A 16702-nucleotide genomic window follows, 5' to 3' on the forward strand; every position below is an offset into this window, starting at 1 on the left:
CTGGTTTTAGTTAGCTGTTTTCAAGTATCATCTGCTGCTTCTATACTGTACAGGCGTCATTCCATATTTCTTTTTAAAGAGTCTGTTGAAATGCTCAACATTCTGATAACCCGCAGCCTCTGCAACCTTCTCGACCTTCATGTTTCCATTTCTAAGAAGAGTGCTGGCCTTGTTAAGTCTGATCCTCTTTACATTTTCGCCAAAGGTCATGCCTGACTTTTCCTTAATATATTTAGAAAGGTAAGGCTTGGACAGATAGAACTGATTGGACAGATCATCAAGTGTTACAGTCAGGTAGTTCTCCTGAATGTAATTGATGATGGAGTTGATCCTCTCATCTTTGCTGTTCTTGATATCTCTAACGGTATCGATCTGGTTTACTGCTATTACAAGAGCGTTGATAGAAGATCTGATGATATCTTCATCAATACCTACCCCCCAGAACTTCTTGCCATTGTAGGTGATTCCTACATATGTGCAAGCCTTAGAAGATGATCCTCTTGAAAGAGCGTGCTCTTCATAAGTAGAAAGCTCATAGCTCACGTTAAAGTACTGCTTGATAGCGTTGCTGACAGCATCAAGACGACCATTACCATTAGCTTCAACAGTGTGATCCTTATCTGCATGACTTATAGTGATCTCTGCAAGAATACCATCTATCTGCTTGAAGTGGCACTCTGTGATCTTAAATATATTGTCATTGTGAATGTATTTATCTTCAAAGATCTGATAAATACGTGCTGGTGAAAGCTCAGCATGCTCTCTGTCAGAGATATCCTTGATGGTGTAGCTGACATCTGCCTGCATTTCTTTAGGAACCATCATGCCATAGTTAGTCTTTAAGATGTAGCTTACACCGCCCTTACCAGACTGGCTGTTGATCCTGATAACATCTCCGTCGTACTCTCTTCCAAGATCCTTTGGATCGATAGGAAGGTAAGGAACTGACCAGATTCCGCCGTCCTTCTTTTGCTCGTGCCATACAAAGCCCTTGGAGATAGCATCCTGATGTGATCCGGAAAAAGCAGTAAATACAAGCTGTCCAGCATATGGCTGCCTCTCGTAGATACGCATTCTGGTAAGTCTCTCATAGGTCTCACCAATCTCCGTGATATGGCTAAAATCAAGTCCTGGATCTACTCCATGAGAATACATATTGATTGCAAGAGTTACAATATCGACATTACCTGTTCTCTCACCATTTCCAAAAAGTGTACCCTCAATTCTATCAGCTCCAGCAAGGCATCCAAGTTCTGCGTCGCTGACACCAGTTCCTCTGTCATTATGTGGATGAAGAGAAAGAGTTACAGCATCGCGGTACTTAAGATTCTTGCTAATGTACTCAACCTGAGTTGCAAAAACGTGTGGCATTGCAATCTCTACAGTTGTAGGAATATTGATGACAACCTTGTTGTCCTTCTTTGGCTTCCATACGTCAAGAACTGCATTGCAGACTTCTACAGCATAGTCCACCTCTGTTCCAGGGAAGCTTTCTGGAGAATATTCAAAAGAAAAATTACCAGTAGTCTCTTTTGCAAGCTTATCAAGAAGCTTAGCGCCTTCAACAGCAATCTTCTTAACCTCTTCTTTGCTCTTTTTAAACACCTGCTCACGCTGAGCTACAGATGTGGAATTGTAAAGATGGATGATAGCTCTTGGCGCTCCCTTAACAGCTTCAAAAGTTCTTTTGATAATATGCTCTCTTGCCTGTGTCAGAACCTGAACTGTTACGTCATCAGGGATCATATTCTTCTCAATAAGTGTTCTTGCGAACTCAAACTCAGTCTCAGAAGCTGCAGGAAATCCAATCTCGATCTCCTTGAATCCAAGTTTTACAAGCATGGTAAAGAACTCCAGCTTCTCATCAAGGCTCATAGGCTCAATAAGTGCCTGGTTGCCATCTCTTAAATCAACGCTGCACCAGATAGGTGGATGATCAATATAGTCCTTAGTGACCCAGTCGTAGGTTACCTTTGGTGGCATGAAATACTGACGTTGATACTTCTCTACATTCCTCATAACTCACTCCTCTTGATGTTTTTTAACATGTGAATATTAATTTTGCTCTTGTTTGTTGATTATATTTATAATACTCACATTAATTTCGCACATATTAGTTGATAAATATTATGATACCACAAATTTGCGCAATTACATCATGGCAAACTTAATCTCTTTTATTGATAAAAATTAATATAAACGATTATTCGGTTCGCAAAAAGCGATATAAAATCAGCAATAAATTCAGAGAAAAGAGATACCCTCAAAATCTATAATTATTTTCAGAATAAAATGAAAGGTTTATACTTATGAATCCAATAAATCCATTGATTCCATTGGACTATCCAGATCCAGATGTTATCCGCGTTGAAAATACTTTCTATATGGTCAGTACAACAATGTATTTCATGCCAGGGTGTGAAATACTGCGTTCCTTTGACCTTCTTCACTGGGAGCATGCTTCATACGTATATGAAACCCTTGACTCCACTCCTGCTCAGCGCCTTAACGGTAAGGAAAATATCTACGGACAGGGCATGTGGGCTGCCAGCATCAGATACCATCAGGGTACTTTTTACATCATCTTTGTGGCTAATGACACCCACAAAACATATCTTTTCAAGTCCAAAACAATAGAAGGCCCATGGAAAAAAAGTGAAATCAGCGGTTTCTATCACGATAACTCCCTCCTTTTTGATGATGACGGGCGTATTTTCATATTATCCGGAAACAGAGACATCTATTTAACTGAATTAAACGCTGATCTAACTGGTCCAAAGGAAGGTACGGACAGCATGATCATAATCAGAGATAAGTTAGATGCTTATCTTGGCTACGAAGGTGCTCACTTCTACAAAATCAACGGCTACTACTACATCTTCCTTATACATATGCCAAGAACAACCGGCAAAAGAACTGAGAGCTGTTTCTACGCCAGATCTCTTGATGACGAATTTGTCGGCCTTGACGTAATGGATGATGATAGAGGATTTAGAGGAATGGGCGTAGCTCAGGGCGGTATCGTTGATACTCCAGACGGAAAGTGGTATTCCATTTTATTTCAGGATAGCGGCGCTGTAGGTCGTCTTCCTATCCTGATGCCGATCACCTGGTCAAAAGACTCACCATCTATCCCTATATTTGGTGATAAGGGCGTAATACCTGAAGAGTTTTCCACACCAGACCTTAATCCCGGCTATAGTTATGCACCTCTTTTTGGAGATGATGATTTTAAGGGTGAGTTAAAGAGCTTTTGGCAGTACAATCATGAGCCAGACAAAGCACTTATTTCACATAATAAGAATAATGGAACTTTCTCTATCACGACTGATAAGCTATGTAACAATATAACTCAGGCCAAGAATACCCTGACACAGAGATGTCTTTTCCCTAAATCCAAAGCTTCTGTAATGCTTGATGCTTCTAAAATCAACGAGGGCGATTACGCGGGGCTTTGCATACTCCAGAGTAACTACGCATTTGTTGCTGTCACCAAAAGAAATGGTGAATACTATCTTATTATGGGCAATCACGTTGTTACTGTACCAGGAATCTGGGGTGAAAGGAATGATGACTCCTTTGCTCTTGAACTATTCAAAGTAAAGCTCTCCTCTCCTAAAGTACGCCTTGCATCAGAAGCAAGCTTTGATCCTCAAAGATACACTGCTTCAAGCAGCGTTTGCCCTGATAAAGTAAGCTTTAGCTATGATATAGGGGATGGTTTTATAAGAATACTTCAGACTTCATCCCTTTCATTTAAACTCGATCACTTTACCGGAGCCAGATATGGACTCTTCAACTTCAGTACAGCTGAAGCCGGCGGAACTGCAGCCTTCTCAGAATTCAGATATGAAGAGGCTTAAGCGGATTTATAGAATAAAAAATTAATTATTTTTTCAAAAAAGCAACATTTTTAAAAAAAATGTTGTATAGTATATGAGTTATTCATTTAAAGATTATTTTTTTTGGAGGTTTTTTCAAATGAAAAAGGTCAATGACGCAGACAAGAACGCTATGCTTGATGCACTTCTTGCTGAGGGAGAGCAGTACACAGCAACAGCATTCATGAACACAATTCCATCAAGCATCGATTTCTTCAGCTTCTTCGGAGCAATCGGAGCAATTATCGGAAGCTTCTTCCCAGATGACGGATTCTCAAGACGCCACAACGGATATGTTGGTGTAACAAACAACAGCATCAACTTCGCTATCCTTAACATGTACAACGTAACAAAGCTTCAGAATACAGTAAAGATCAACTTCTCAGATATCACAAACATCAAGGTTAATGACAAGAAGACATATGCAAACGTAAATATCTGGGTTGGCAAAAAGAAATACTTCATTCAGCTTCCTAAAAAGCTTCTTGGTGCAAAGCTTGAGAACCAGGCTGAAAATGCTTCAGCAGTTGCAGCAGCACTTAGCAGACTTACAGCTTCAAGCGTAGCTTAATCATAGGGCATAACAAAACCCTGACAAAGGAAAACTCCTTGCCAGGGTTTATTTTTGCCCTTTTATAATGTTACCATTCACAGTTTTGGAGAATCCGCAAACTGGTTTCCCGGGGCCATGCCCTGCCTCTGCCCAGTAAACTACGGTGGGGCCGCCAGCCTGAAGTTTGTTTTTGTGAATCTCTAAGGATTTTTCTATGTTCATGAGCGTTATATTTCTTACTTTAAATTCTGTTTTGAAACACTGTCTGAGTCTTTGATGCCATTTTTGCTGTAAAGTTTTGTTTTGCCCTAATCAAAAAAACGGTACTTTTCTATATGCTCATGCAGCTTTTGTTTTAATACGCATGCTCTTGCTACATACTTGCAGGGCGGAATTTATAATAAGTGGTCATTGGAGCTACGCTCCACAAACAGAAAAAGAGACGACTCTCCAAGCTAGCTTGAGAGATCGTCTCTTTATTCTGTTGAAGAGCCCGCCTAAAGCGGGCGTGACCACTTATTATAAATTCTTATCGCCCTGCTTCAGACAACGCAAACCGCATGCGTTTCAAAAGCTGCTTATGAGCATAAGAAAATGGCGTTTTTTTGAAATCGTTCAAACCCAAAACTTTACATGCAAAAAATGGCAATCAAAGGCGACGCCACATTCACTTAGCGAAGAATGAGCTTAGTGAATGACGCACAGAGTGTTTTGTTTCAAAGAATTTAAAGTAAGAAATATAATGCCATGAACATAAAAATCCGAAGGATGAACAAAAACAAACTTCAGGCTGACGGCCCTACCGCAGTTTACTGGGCAGAGGCAGGGCACGGCCCTGGGGAACCAGTTTGCGGATTCTCCATACGTTGTGAATGGTAACTTTATAATATATCAATATGTTCGCCGGCAAGAGCCTTGTTCATACTACGGACTGCACAGAACTTGCCGCACATAGAACAGGTATCGTCAAATTCTGGTGCTCTGTCTGCACGGATTGCTTTGGCTGTCTCAGGGTCAATGGCGCATTCCCACTGTCCTTCCCAGTCAAATACCCTTCTGGCATCTGCCATTTTGTTATCAATATCCATGGCGTGAGGGATCTTTTTGGCTATATCAGCTGCGTGAGCTGCGATCTTGGAAGCGATGATTCCCTGCTTAACATCATCTACGTTAGGGAGAGCAAGATGCTCAGCTGGTGTTACATAGCACAGGAAAGCTGCACCTGCTGCCGCTGCCATAGCTCCACCAATTGCAGATGTAATGTGGTCATAGCCAGGAGCAATATCTGTGACAAGAGGTCCCAATACATAGAAAGGCGCTCCCATACAGATAGTCTGCTGTATCTTCATATTTGCTGCAATCTGATCCATTGGCACATGGCCAGGTCCCTCAACCATTACCTGTACATCTTTTTCCCAGGCTCTCTTAGTGAGCTCTCCAAGGCGCACCAACTCTTCAATCTGGCATACATCGCTGGCATCAGCAAGGCAACCTGGTCTGCAGGCATCTCCAAGAGAAATTGTAACGTCGTGCTCTCTGCAGATTTCAAGGATCTCATCATAATACTCGTAGAATGGGTTCTCTTCTCCAGTCATACTCATCCAGGCAAATACAAGGGAACCGCCTCTTGATACAATGTTCATCTTTCTCTTATGGTTCTTTATCTGATCTATTGTCTTTCTAGTAATTCCACAGTGAAGAGTTACAAAATCAACGCCATCCTCAGCATGAAGTCTTATAACATCAATAAAGTCCTTGGCTGTAAGCTCAGAAAGATCTCTCTGATAGTGGATAACGCTGTCATATACAGGAACTGTTCCCAGCATTACAGGACACTCCTCCACAAGCTTTTTTCTAAAGGGCTGTGTATTTCCATGAGATGAAAGATCCATGATAGCGTCAGCTCCCATATTTACTGCTGCCATAACCTTTTCCATCTCTACGTTGTAATCCTTACAATCCCTGGAAACGCCAAGGTTTACATTAATCTTGGTCTTAAGCATAGAGCCAACGCCCTTTGCCTTAATGCATTTGTGATTCTTGTTAGCACAGATAACAACCTGTCCTTTGGCCACAAGGTCTCTGATCTCCTCCGGTGTCCTGTATTCATCCCTTGCCACCTCTTCCATCTGAGGTGTGATGATACCTTTTCTTGCAGCATCCATCTGTGTTGTGTAGTTAGTCATTTTTGTTCTCCTTTATGTAATCTTTTGTTTTCCTATCTACCTTTATTTCTACTTTAAACTCTGTGAAGCAGTGGTCCTCTTCCATGTCCAAGATCCAGTCCCGCTCTGATACATTTTTCGAGGTATCTCTTGGCTTTTCTTACCGCTTCTTCAAGGTCATACCCAAGAGCAAGATTGCTTGCTATGGCACTAGATAAAGTGCATCCGGTACCATGGGTATTAGGATTATCTAATCTCCCACCTTCAAGCCAGATACCCTCCTTTTTATCTGGTAAATACAGATAATCCATTGATTTCTTTACAGCAAAAGAGCTGTGGCCGCCTTTTATAAGTACATTGCAGCCACAGGTCTCTCCAATTTTCTTACCTGCTTCTTCAATTTTTTCCCTAGAATCAAGGCTTTCATGAGGATTATTTCCCCCGCCTGATCCATCTTCTAATATGCCCAATATTGCTTCCGCTTCAGGGATATTTGGCGTCACCAGAGCGCACCTTGGAAAAAGCTCTTCTATCATGTATTTCCTTGAGTCTTTCCTTGATAGTTCCGTTCCCGATGTTGAGCTCATGACAGGGTCCAGCACTATGTTAAGAGCTTTATATCTGTCAATGCTCATTACTACTGCCTTCATGACCTCTAAGTTCGGCAACATTCCTATTTTCACGGCATTTGGATATATATCGTCAAACACTGATGTAATCTGGCTTTTAACATAATCTGCCGGTACTTCCATGACTCCCTGGACTCCCAGAGTATTCTGAGCAGTAAGAGCAGTTATAACGCTCATTCCATATACTCCATGAGCTTCCATAGTCTTTAGATCTGCCTGTATTCCAGCTCCCCCGGATGGGTCAGATCCCGCTATCGATAAAACTGTTTTCATACCATTCCCCTTAAATTGTTTTTGCCGCCTCAAGTAAGTCCCTTGCAGCCTTCTCAGGATCCTCAGATTTCATGATCGCTGATACCACGCAAATACCTGCTATTGGCGCCCCTTTCAATATCTGAAGGTTACTGCTATTAAGTCCTCCTATGGCATTTGCAGGAATTGGTACTGCTCTGCAAATATCTTTTAATGTATCAACAGAAGTCAGCACTGTCTTAACCTTAGTGGTTGTTGGATAGATTGCTCCAACTCCCAGATAATCTGCTCCCTGCTCGTAGGCTATTTTTGCCTGTTCCACAGTCTTTGTGGTTGCTCCGATTATCATCTTGTCGCCGACAATCTTTCTTGCTATATCTACAGGCATATCACTCTGTCCCAGATGAACTCCCTCCGCACCTATGGCCATAGCCACGTCCACGCGGTCATCTACCATAAGGGGAACGCCATACTTTTTAGTTACTTCATGAACCTTTTGTCCAAGCTCCATGTACTCTCTGGTGCTCTTATCCTTTTCCCTTATCTGCACCATAGTTACGCCGCCCTTTAATGCCCTCTCTATCTTTTCTAGGAAAAGAGCTTCTGTAAGGCCTGTACTATCTGTTACAAGGTAAAGTTTCATGCTGTCTTTATCTAGTCTCTCCATTTTCCCGTCCTACTCTTTTCTTATCTTTGCTAGTTTTCTTATATCCTCATCCTGCAAAAGGCTTACTTCATCTAAAAGCTTTACTAAGAATGTTCCGCTTCCGACAGGTTCTTTAGCCGCTCTTTCTCCAGCAATTCCAAGGAACGCACAGGCTTCTGCCACAGCTTCAATATCTTCCTGGGCCGCTAAAAAGCTCGCACATATAGCACCTAACATACAGCCAGTACCAGTGATCATTCCTAGTTCTTTGACACCGTTAGCTACAGCATAAGTCCTCTCTGTGTCAGTAACTATGTCAGTTTTGCCGCTAGCAAGGATCACCGCATCAAGGTCCTTAGCTAGCTTTTTTGCTACGCTAGCGATATCTTCTGTATTTAAGGAAGCGTCGCCATCAACGCCGCTTCCCTTGTAGTTATCATCATATAAAGCCTTTATCTCGGAGTAATTTCCCTTTATCACCAGAAATGGCTTGGATTCCTGAGTAGTGCATATGCAATCCATCGCTGTGATCAGTTTCTTGTAAAAGAACTCTTTTCTAATGTCAGAGCAAGCCACTCCCACAGCATCCACAACTATTGGAATCCTTTTATAGAGCGCTGTCTCAAAGGACTTTCTCATGGCTTCCATTCTTACATCCGATATGTTTCCAAGATTTATCAAAAGAGCATCTGCGGAATTTGTGATCTCTACAACCTCTGCCGGATGCTCAGCCATGATAGGCCTTGCTCCAAGTCCCAGAACCGAATTTGCACATTGCATAATGGATATTGGATTTGTTATGCAGTGGATCAGCTTATTACTGCACTTTAGCTTTTTTATGATTTCCATTTAAGCCGCCTTATCTTCGCTTCTTGGTACGTCTTTTAATGCATCCTGAATCTTCTTGAGCTGGCCTGTAGCCTTAAGTCTTAAAAGAAGCACAAATGCAATGCTTCCGCCGATCAAAGTTCCCATGATAAAGGATGGAACGTAAAAGAACCATGTAAGGCCTTCTTTACCCCAAAGGTAGGTCATTACAGGATATGAAACGATTGCTCCGATGATACCTGTTCCAATGATCTCACCAAGAACTGCAGCTATTATCTTGCCTTTTGATAATTTGTAGAAAATACCTGAAAGCGTAGCGCCAAACACTGCCCCAGTAAGCGCAAGGGGAGGAATCCCCATGATCATCATCCTGATAACACCTATCAGAACTGCGCAAAGAAATGCATAGGCAGGGCCCATAAACACTGCACATGTGACGTTGATAAGATGCGCCATAGGGCACATTCCCTCAACTCTTAGGATTGGTGATATTACAACTCCCAAAGCAACAAACATTGCAAGCATCACCATTCGTAGTAAGTAGTTACTTTTTTTCATAGCCATATCTCCTTGTGTTGTAGTGAGTGTGATAAGCAGACACAAACTCGAAAATACTTTGTATTTTCTCGTTCGTGTTGCTCGTCGTATACATGCATATACTTTTTCATGCAAGCATGAAAGTATATGCATGTGCACGACTCTGCTTATCACGGAAAACGGAAGCCACCATCTGGATAGCTTCCGCATAAATTCACTCCTACTAAAACAAGGCATCCCTACGTTGGCATTATCCAAATCAGGTTCTCGGTCGAAGGTCACACCTTCCTCTCAGCCTGTACTACAAGCTCCCGTTTCTTTAGTTGTCTTATTTGTTATACACCAACCACAGCCCAGATGCAATAGTCTTTATTACTTTTTTATCACCATTCGCAGCTTCAAGCTTTGGAGGGTGGTATAAATTCAAGGCTTTTGATGTTCGCGGTGGGCGAAGTATAGAGGGATCAGCGTAAGGAGCACTACTATGAGTCCTGCGATGAAAACTGCGTTTGTAGGCAGGTACTCTGTGAAGCCGAACTCATCTACGAATTCTCCACTGTTTTTGATGACAGGATTGGAAATGAGGGGTGCGATCACCATAGGTATCAATACGTAAAAGACGATTCGGATACCCTCAAACTGACCTCTTGAGTCCTCCGGATACAAGCGCTTGGACCACACTGTGATGGTCTGTAAAAAGAGGATATATCCGATACCTACAAACAACATTCCTGCCATAAGGTTAGGATTCCATACAGTGCTTGGATCAACATTTGTAGGTGATACCAAAAGTCCGATAATAAGAAGACCAATGGAATTAAGAATTATAGCTGCAAATATAAGTAGTGATGACCTATCAGCCTTTATAAGCTTAATAGCTGGAATTGTAACAAACATGGCTACAATAAGTCCCACACCCTCTATAAGTCCCATGGTATCAGCTGTAAAACCAAGGTAATAGATCATGAAGTTACCAAGATGTGAGAAATATACATTAAAAGAGATGAAGTATACCGCAAGCATCAGGTTTACAAATACAAGTTCTCTGTGCTGTAGATATGCTTTTAAGTTAAATATTGAAAAGAACTGCTCTGAGAAAGAACCCTTTATAGAAGGCTTTAGGTTATCCACATCCTTCATTCCAAACAGTGATATTATCCCCAAAAGAATCACACTTCCACCAATAACAGTAAAGAGTCTCATGTAGTTATCATCTGCGCCAACAAGAAGTCCACCAACTATAGTTCCTACAATTGTTCCTATTACAGGCTGAACTGCAAGTGCAGCTCCAAGTGCTCCCGAATTGTCAGGAGTCATATGATCATTGATCCAGGCATTAAAACCTATATCATTTCCCATAGATCCAAAGAAGCTCATGATGGCGTCTGCTGCCACAACAGCAAATGCGATTCCAATAAGCGCAGAATTGCTGCCCTTATTCATAAACTCTGTTGTTCCAAAGAGGATAGTGAAGATTCCCCAGAGAATGTAACCAACAGATACAAGCGTCTTTCTATTACCCTTTCTGTCAGATACACATCCAAAAAGAAATGTAGAAACTGTAGTTGCCGCCGCAGATATAGCCAGCATCCACGAAATGATAGTTGGGTCCTTGGCAATCTTGGCATACACAAAGGTATTAAACCATTGATTCTCCATGTTCCAACACAGCTGTCCCGCAAGACCAAGGAGCCATATCAAAGCCCAAAATCCAATACTGCTTTTTGCATTATTTTTCCCCATATTAGTTACCCCCTTTTAATAAAAGATAAGCTTTCTGCCCTTCCTTCATCTAATATCTCGAGTAATCGATACGCCGGTCCAGTAGGATGTGTTCTGCCAAGCTCCCAAGCCTCAACCGTTTTCTTGGATATCCCCATATAACTAGCAAAAACGCTCTGGGTCATACCTGCTCTATTTCTTATCTCTTTTATATCCTCATTTGAGTACTTTTTAACCGGCTCAATAACATATGTCGTAGTCTTTGCCTTCCCCAGACCTTTCTCATATGCTATCGCCTCTTGTAACCCTTCTTGCAAATCGTCAAATAGTGAGCTCATATTCACCTCCTATTTCTGGCTGCCTCTTCTTTCAAGGATTTAACAAGTTTCTTATAAATATCCCCCTCATATTTTATGGTATACCCTACATTGTAGGGTGTCAATCAAATATCTCTTTCCACAAAAATACCTTAAACAGTACAAACGCTACAACAGTGGTGAATATATCCGATACAAACTGAGCGGATATAACACCGTTTAATCCCATTGCCATAGAGAGAATTATCATAACCGGTAAGAACACAATTCCCTGCCTGCATGCAGACAACACAAATGCTCCAGTAGCCTTGCCTGTTGCCTGGAAGGAACATATTACAATAAGACATACGCCCATAAGAGGCATTCCTAGAAGCTGCATTCTGAGCATCATTACGCCCATCTTTATCATCTCAGGGTCAGTCAGGAATCTAGCGATAAGCCCATTTGCAAATGCAGATAAAAGAACCAAGAACACAATTCCAGTTCCGCCAGTAACAGCCATTCCGAAAGCCAATATCTTTTTTAATCTATCCTTAAGCCCAGCACCGTAGTTGTAGCCAATAAGTGGCTGTCCACCAAAAGCAAGACCTACGATCACCAGAAGCGCTATATTAACGATCTTGAGCACAATTCCCATTATAGCTATATTGTCATCACCGTATGGCTGAAGGAATCTGTTAGTAAGTGTAATACCTACTGTCTGCATAAGGTTTGTGATACTTGAAGGAAGCCCGATAGCAAGTATACTTCCAAAGGATACCGCATCAATACTAAACTGCCTAAAATCCATAGAAAGAACATTGCTCTTCTTTACAATAATTACCACAAAGAAGATACATGTCACGATATATCCAATAACTGTAGCAATAGCTGCACCTGCTGCCCCCATTCCAAGTCCAAAGATAAATATTGGATCAAGGATCATGTTTACAACTGTTCCAACGATGGAACCGATCATGGACTGTAGTGACATTCCCTCTGCTCTTAATAGGTTAGATGGAACAAGTGAAAAGATAACAAAGGTTGATCCAAGTATAAGCCATGAATAGTACTGATCAGCGTAAGTATAAGTCTGAGCGGTAGAACCTAATACCATAAGTATCTGCTTTTTAAAAGCAAGCATGATTACTGTAAATACTAAACCTGTAATGATCGCACTATAAAAGCACAGAACACTCTTCTTTCTAGCATCATCTGTATCGTGAGCTCCAAGAATTCTAGATATAACAGAGCTTCCACCAATACCAAATATATCTCCTATTGCCAAAAGAAGTGTGAAAAGTGGCGCACATAGTGATATTCCTGCAATTAAATTAGTATTTCCTGTAAGGGCAATGAAATAGGTGTCCACTAGATTGTAAACAAGGGTCACAACCATTCCCATTACTACAGGAAGTGCCATTTTCATATAGGCCTTTGGAATAGCTTCTTTTTCAAATAAATCGTTTTGCATAACTGACCTCACTAAAACATATTATTAAAACAAAAAATCCATAACCCGCTAGGATTATGGATTTCCGTACCGTGGCAGAATCTCTTCCGCCCTACTAACAATATTTTCAACGGGGTTTATGCTACCATTACAATTTTTAATTGTCAAACCTTTTATCTTAGGATCTCATCAATCCTTGCTTTTTCTTTGTAGTCCTTGTCAAATTGAGCCACCTCCGTTATCTATAATTATACCTATATATGCTATAATATAGAATATAAACTATCGTTTTTTCACAGTTTCTTTTTCCAATACGAGGGTACGAATATGTTGATGAAGATACCTGAAGGTACTGTCATAATCCGCGAAGGCGAAGTAAATATGGACATGTACAAGATAATAAGTGGAAATGCAGAAGTATACACAGGTTATGGTACAGATAAAGAGGCCATTCTTGGTATTCTTTCAAAAGACGATTATTTTGGAGAGATGGGGCTTTTGACTCAGAAGCCAGCAATATACACTGTTGTGGCATTCAATGACATGGCGGTCATGAGGATTACTCTTGCAGATATCGACGAATACATTAAGAGTAATCATCACGACACCTTCGTCATCATGAAGAAAATGGCTGAATCCATGTACAACATGAAATACAGCATGGATATGTTCGTAAAAGACGTGGCTGAGGGCCGCGTGGATGTTAGAGAAAAGAACTATCAAGGGTTCTTTTCAAATCAATTTGCCAAGTACAATGTTCGCGGCGAAGTCGCCGGAACAAAGTACGAGAAAAAGAAATAAGATCTATCAAGTAAGCTCATAAACAAGGTTTCTAAGCTCCTGCTTTCTGTCATTAAGAAGCAGGAGCTTATTATAATTGTAATAAGCTTCATTACCTGTATCCTTAACAAATTTAAGGCTATAATATGCGTTAGAAAGCTCAGTGATGAAGATTACCATCTCCTGGCTGCCAGTCAGAGACTCTGGATTGCCAAAAGTCTCTTCAACAAATTCAAAGCTGTGTGTCAGGTGAGTGTCTGTAGCCTTGATCCTGGCCTGGCGGGCATCTTCTCTTTCAGTGAACCATTTCTTGGCATAGTCTATGACACTGCTTCCACCAGAAGCCTCGCGTTCCAGCAATTCAGACAGTTCTCTGATCAGACTAATTGCAAGCCTTCTTACCTTCTCATCATCCCTGCTGATCATGTCTGCTTCTGCCTCTGCATCCAAGGCACTTTCCATATCACCTGCAACAGCGCCAAAATCAACTACATCACTTTCAGAAGCCATTTCTTTTATCTTCTCAAATAATATCTTCTGAACAGCCTGATCTTTAGCATAATCTCTAAACTCATCCATGAGCTTATCTGTAAGAAGCCCCAGGATACTTAGTTTTTCATCAAAAGAGCCATTTCTTAAAGCTTCTTTATTTTCAGGGAATCTTCCTTCCAGGATATCAGGAATCTTGTAAAGCTCATTGTACCTGCGATACAGTTCATAGTAATCAGCAAAATCCCTTGCTATCTCTGTGTTTTGAAGATACTGACTTGTAAGATTCTCATTAACTTCAATGCCAAGCTTTTCGTTAACCTTGATGATCCTTGAAAGATCCTCCCAGCCTCTTGCTGTAACAAAACTTCTGCCGTTTACATCAGTCTTTATGCTGTAGAAATTCTCTTTTTTGATTTCAAGGTATGACAAAATAGAGCCGTGAACACCTGCCTTGTAGGCATATTCCTTCCAGGCATCAAAATCCTCATCGATATTGATCTGGCGCACTCTATCAAGAGTTACGATATCAAAATCCCTTACAGACTTATTGTACTGAGGAGGGTTTCCGGCTGTTACAATGATGTAACCTTCAGGAAGCTTATGACTTCCAAAGGTCTTGTACTGTAAAAATTGCAGCATGGTTGGAGCAAGAGTCTCAGATACGCAGTTGATCTCATCAAGGAAAAGAATTCCTTCTTTTACCTTAGACTTCTCGATCTGCTCGTAAACAGCTCCAATTATCTCACTCATGGTGTACTCAGTAACAGAATACTCTTTTCCTCCATAGCTCTTTTCAGAGATCTTTGGAAGACCAATGGCACTCTGCCTTGTGTGATGGGTTATAGTATAGGACACAAGTCCTATACCAAGCTCGTGGGCAATCTGCTCCATAACGGCTGTTTTACCGATTCCGGGAGGTCCCATGAGAAGGATTGGTCTTTGTTTTTCAACAGGAATCTCATACTGACCTGCTTCATCCTTTAAAAGGTATGCCCTGACGGCGTTTTTTACCTCGTTTTTGGCTTCATCGATATTCATAACAAATATTCTCCATCTGATAATGATCTTGCTGATATATCATTTCAAACATATAGTTTAAGGGCCCAGGCAGGGACCTTTTCATCATTATAATCCCCATCCTTTGGAAAAAGAAATGCTGTATCATAATCTGTTGGTCTGTCAGGATAGACTCCGTAACCATCTGTAAAATATATCAGTCCCTTTAGATTACCAATGTCTCCAGATGACCTCAGGCTCTCAACCTTCTCAAAAACAGGCCTAAAGTCTGTTCCATATCCGCCCTCTACATGAATTTCTTCCGAGTAGCGTCTCATATCATCAACAGATTCTATGACATCATCCTTCTGAATCTGATCATCGCACTGCAAGACATGTATTCTGATCCTCTGAAAGAAATTGTCCTTGTTCAAAAGTATTGCTGCGGTCTCATTCAAAAATCTCTGCACCAGCTCATCCTTACAGGAAGCAGAAGTGTCAATTGCTATTACAAGCTCTTGGATCTTTTTAACTTCCCTAAATTCATTTTCTTCAATAAGAGGCATATTTCCATAGTGATCAAGGCCAAAGGCGTACATACCATAGTCAAAGGTATCCATGTCTATGCCGCCTTCTTCCCTTATGACCATGAACCTTTGCAAAAATTCTTTGTAATCAGTTCTTGAAGTATTGTGAAACTTCAGTATCCATGATAGTTTTCCAAGTCTGTCGCTGGCATTTTTACCAATAGTCTCTATCTCAGTCTGAAGTCTTTTTGCTTCCTTATCCCAATCCTTTTCCTTATCCTGGATCTGCTTAAGGATAATAGGATTTATATGCTTCTTTTGCTCATTTTCAGAGTCATCATTTTCTGGAGGATCATCAGGGAGCCTTTGCCAAAAGCCGTGATCATCAAGCTTAAACTCCCGTTCAAGCTTTTCAATCTCAAATATGTCTATAGTTTCTTCATTATCCTTGAAATACTTATAGAGCTTCTCTACTGTTAAGACCTTTAATTCTTTCTCCAGCTGAGAATACCATCTGTCTCTATAGTCCGAGGACACTCTGTAAATACACTGATAGTCCATGCCATCAAGGATCGACTCTACAACTATATCCGCACAAAGGTCATAAATTTGCACGTCTGTGTATCTGGCAGAGGTATACATATGTCTAAAGATGCAATGAAGTATCATATGAAGGTAAGTTCTATTAAGCTTACCTGGTTCCTCCAAAAAAAGTTTACATACATAGGAGGGATTAAACCTGATATTAACTGCATCTGTACCTACGCTGGTAGTTGAAAGATCCATTTCATAGGACAGACTGGATAAGGCTGCCCCCATGAAACGCATAGCAATATAAAGTTCTGTTCTTGAAGCATTTAAGACTTCTCTGCCTGCTGCCTCAAGCTCTATTCTCCTGCTACTTGCCATACTAACCTCTCACTTGTGATAGATACCCCTATTATA

General features: G+C 41.0%; 14 protein-coding genes and 1 riboswitch. Of the genes, 3 read left to right on the plus strand and 11 right to left on the minus strand.

The features are described from left to right. Positions 1 to 27 precede the first annotated feature (27 nt). Positions 28 to 2019 carry a 2-isopropylmalate synthase gene (locus BUA02_RS02290; RefSeq protein ID WP_071176764.1) on the minus strand — a complete coding sequence of 664 codons (1992 nt, stop codon included), beginning with the start codon at positions 2017 to 2019 and terminating at the stop codon, positions 28 to 30. Between the two features lie 290 nt (positions 2020 to 2309). Between BUA02_RS02290 and BUA02_RS02295 the strand changes: the two genes are divergently transcribed. Together BUA02_RS02295 and BUA02_RS02300 are read left to right on the plus strand one after the other, a co-directional pair. Beyond that, on the plus strand, positions 2310 to 3863 hold the full coding sequence (locus BUA02_RS02295; RefSeq protein ID WP_072700616.1) for a glycoside hydrolase family 43 protein: 1554 nt from the start codon (positions 2310 to 2312) through the stop codon (positions 3861 to 3863). Positions 3864 to 3981: 118 nt separating this feature from the next. Further along, on the plus strand, positions 3982 to 4452 hold the full coding sequence (locus BUA02_RS02300) for a hypothetical protein (RefSeq protein ID WP_072700619.1): 471 nt from the start codon (positions 3982 to 3984) through the stop codon (positions 4450 to 4452). A gap of 863 nt (positions 4453 to 5315) precedes the next feature. Here the strand turns inward: BUA02_RS02300 and thiC are convergent. From thiC to BUA02_RS02340, 8 genes are all read right to left on the minus strand, one after another. Continuing rightward, positions 5316 to 6620: a phosphomethylpyrimidine synthase ThiC gene (thiC, locus tag BUA02_RS02305; protein WP_072700622.1), complete on the minus strand. Its 1305-nt coding sequence runs from the start codon at positions 6618 to 6620 to the stop codon at positions 5316 to 5318. A 53-nt stretch (positions 6621 to 6673) separates the two neighbouring features. After that, positions 6674 to 7501 (minus strand): bifunctional hydroxymethylpyrimidine kinase/phosphomethylpyrimidine kinase, encoded by an 828-nt coding sequence (thiD, locus tag BUA02_RS02310; protein WP_072700624.1) that lies wholly within the window; start codon positions 7499 to 7501, stop codon positions 6674 to 6676. 10 nt (positions 7502 to 7511) lie between these two features. Beyond that, positions 7512 to 8147: a thiamine phosphate synthase gene (thiE, locus tag BUA02_RS02315; RefSeq protein ID WP_072700626.1), complete on the minus strand. Its 636-nt coding sequence runs from the start codon at positions 8145 to 8147 to the stop codon at positions 7512 to 7514. A 9-nt stretch (positions 8148 to 8156) separates the two neighbouring features. Continuing rightward, entirely contained in the window at positions 8157 to 8975 is an 819-nt protein-coding gene (thiM, locus tag BUA02_RS02320) for a hydroxyethylthiazole kinase (RefSeq protein WP_072700629.1), read from the minus strand. After that, positions 8976 to 9512 (minus strand): energy coupling factor transporter S component ThiW, encoded by a 537-nt coding sequence (thiW, locus tag BUA02_RS02325; RefSeq protein WP_071176771.1) that lies wholly within the window; start codon positions 9510 to 9512, stop codon positions 8976 to 8978. It lies immediately after the preceding gene. A 198-nt stretch (positions 9513 to 9710) separates the two neighbouring features. Then, positions 9711 to 9816: riboswitch (TPP riboswitch) on the minus strand. 98 nt (positions 9817 to 9914) lie between these two features. Beyond that, positions 9915 to 11234, minus strand: coding sequence for an MFS transporter (locus BUA02_RS02330; protein WP_072700631.1), 1320 nt, complete (start codon positions 11232 to 11234; stop codon positions 9915 to 9917). A gap of 5 nt (positions 11235 to 11239) precedes the next feature. Continuing rightward, the gene (locus BUA02_RS02335) at positions 11240 to 11551 is read right to left on the minus strand and encodes a helix-turn-helix domain-containing protein (protein WP_072700633.1); all 312 of its coding nucleotides are present in this window, start codon (positions 11549 to 11551) and stop codon (positions 11240 to 11242) included. Positions 11552 to 11651: 100 nt separating this feature from the next. Beyond that, on the minus strand, positions 11652 to 12983 hold the full coding sequence (locus BUA02_RS02340; RefSeq protein ID WP_072700635.1) for an MATE family efflux transporter: 1332 nt from the start codon (positions 12981 to 12983) through the stop codon (positions 11652 to 11654). A 306-nt stretch (positions 12984 to 13289) separates the two neighbouring features. Here BUA02_RS02340 and BUA02_RS02345 point away from each other — a divergent pair, with 306 nt between their 5' ends. Next, complete coding sequence (locus BUA02_RS02345; protein WP_072700637.1) at positions 13290 to 13763, plus strand: Crp/Fnr family transcriptional regulator; 474 nt, start codon at positions 13290 to 13292, stop codon at positions 13761 to 13763. 6 nt (positions 13764 to 13769) lie between these two features. On the opposite strand, the gene BUA02_RS02350 is transcribed toward BUA02_RS02345, so the two are convergent. Continuing rightward, a complete protein-coding gene (locus BUA02_RS02350; RefSeq protein ID WP_072700639.1) occupies positions 13770 to 15272 on the minus strand; it encodes an ATP-binding protein in 1503 nt (500 codons plus the stop codon). Positions 15273 to 15316: 44 nt separating this feature from the next. After that, a complete protein-coding gene (locus tag BUA02_RS02355) occupies positions 15317 to 16666 on the minus strand; it encodes a vWA domain-containing protein (RefSeq protein WP_072700641.1) in 1350 nt (449 codons plus the stop codon). Positions 16667 to 16702: the final 36 nt, after the last annotated feature.

The organism is Butyrivibrio hungatei DSM 14810 (genome assembly GCF_900143205.1).
GTDB classification, from domain to species: domain Bacteria; phylum Bacillota; class Clostridia; order Lachnospirales; family Lachnospiraceae; genus Butyrivibrio; species Butyrivibrio hungatei.

What these genes read in the sequence shown, in the direction of transcription:
- BUA02_RS02290 (WP_071176764.1), bottom strand. Translation starts at nt 2,019, where the DNA reads ATGAGGAATGTAGAGAAGTATCAACGTCAGTATTTCATGCCACCAAAG.
- BUA02_RS02295 (WP_072700616.1), top strand. Translation starts at nt 2,310, where the DNA reads ATGAATCCAATAAATCCATTGATTCCATTGGACTATCCAGATCCAGAT.
- BUA02_RS02300 (WP_072700619.1), top strand. Translation starts at nt 3,982, where the DNA reads ATGAAAAAGGTCAATGACGCAGACAAGAACGCTATGCTTGATGCACTT.
- thiC (WP_072700622.1), bottom strand. Translation starts at nt 6,620, where the DNA reads ATGACTAACTACACAACACAGATGGATGCTGCAAGAAAAGGTATCATC.
- thiD (WP_072700624.1), bottom strand. Translation starts at nt 7,501, where the DNA reads ATGAAAACAGTTTTATCGATAGCGGGATCTGACCCATCCGGGGGAGCT.
- thiE (WP_072700626.1), bottom strand. Translation starts at nt 8,147, where the DNA reads ATGGAGAGACTAGATAAAGACAGCATGAAACTTTACCTTGTAACAGAT.
- thiM (WP_072700629.1), bottom strand. Translation starts at nt 8,975, where the DNA reads ATGGAAATCATAAAAAAGCTAAAGTGCAGTAATAAGCTGATCCACTGC.
- thiW (WP_071176771.1), bottom strand. Translation starts at nt 9,512, where the DNA reads ATGAAAAAAAGTAACTACTTACTACGAATGGTGATGCTTGCAATGTTT.
- BUA02_RS02330 (WP_072700631.1), bottom strand. Translation starts at nt 11,234, where the DNA reads ATGGGGAAAAATAATGCAAAAAGCAGTATTGGATTTTGGGCTTTGATA.
- BUA02_RS02335 (WP_072700633.1), bottom strand. Translation starts at nt 11,551, where the DNA reads ATGAGCTCACTATTTGACGATTTGCAAGAAGGGTTACAAGAGGCGATA.
- BUA02_RS02340 (WP_072700635.1), bottom strand. Translation starts at nt 12,983, where the DNA reads ATGCAAAACGATTTATTTGAAAAAGAAGCTATTCCAAAGGCCTATATG.
- BUA02_RS02345 (WP_072700637.1), top strand. Translation starts at nt 13,290, where the DNA reads ATGTTGATGAAGATACCTGAAGGTACTGTCATAATCCGCGAAGGCGAA.
- BUA02_RS02350 (WP_072700639.1), bottom strand. Translation starts at nt 15,272, where the DNA reads ATGAATATCGATGAAGCCAAAAACGAGGTAAAAAACGCCGTCAGGGCA.
- BUA02_RS02355 (WP_072700641.1), bottom strand. Translation starts at nt 16,666, where the DNA reads ATGGCAAGTAGCAGGAGAATAGAGCTTGAGGCAGCAGGCAGAGAAGTC.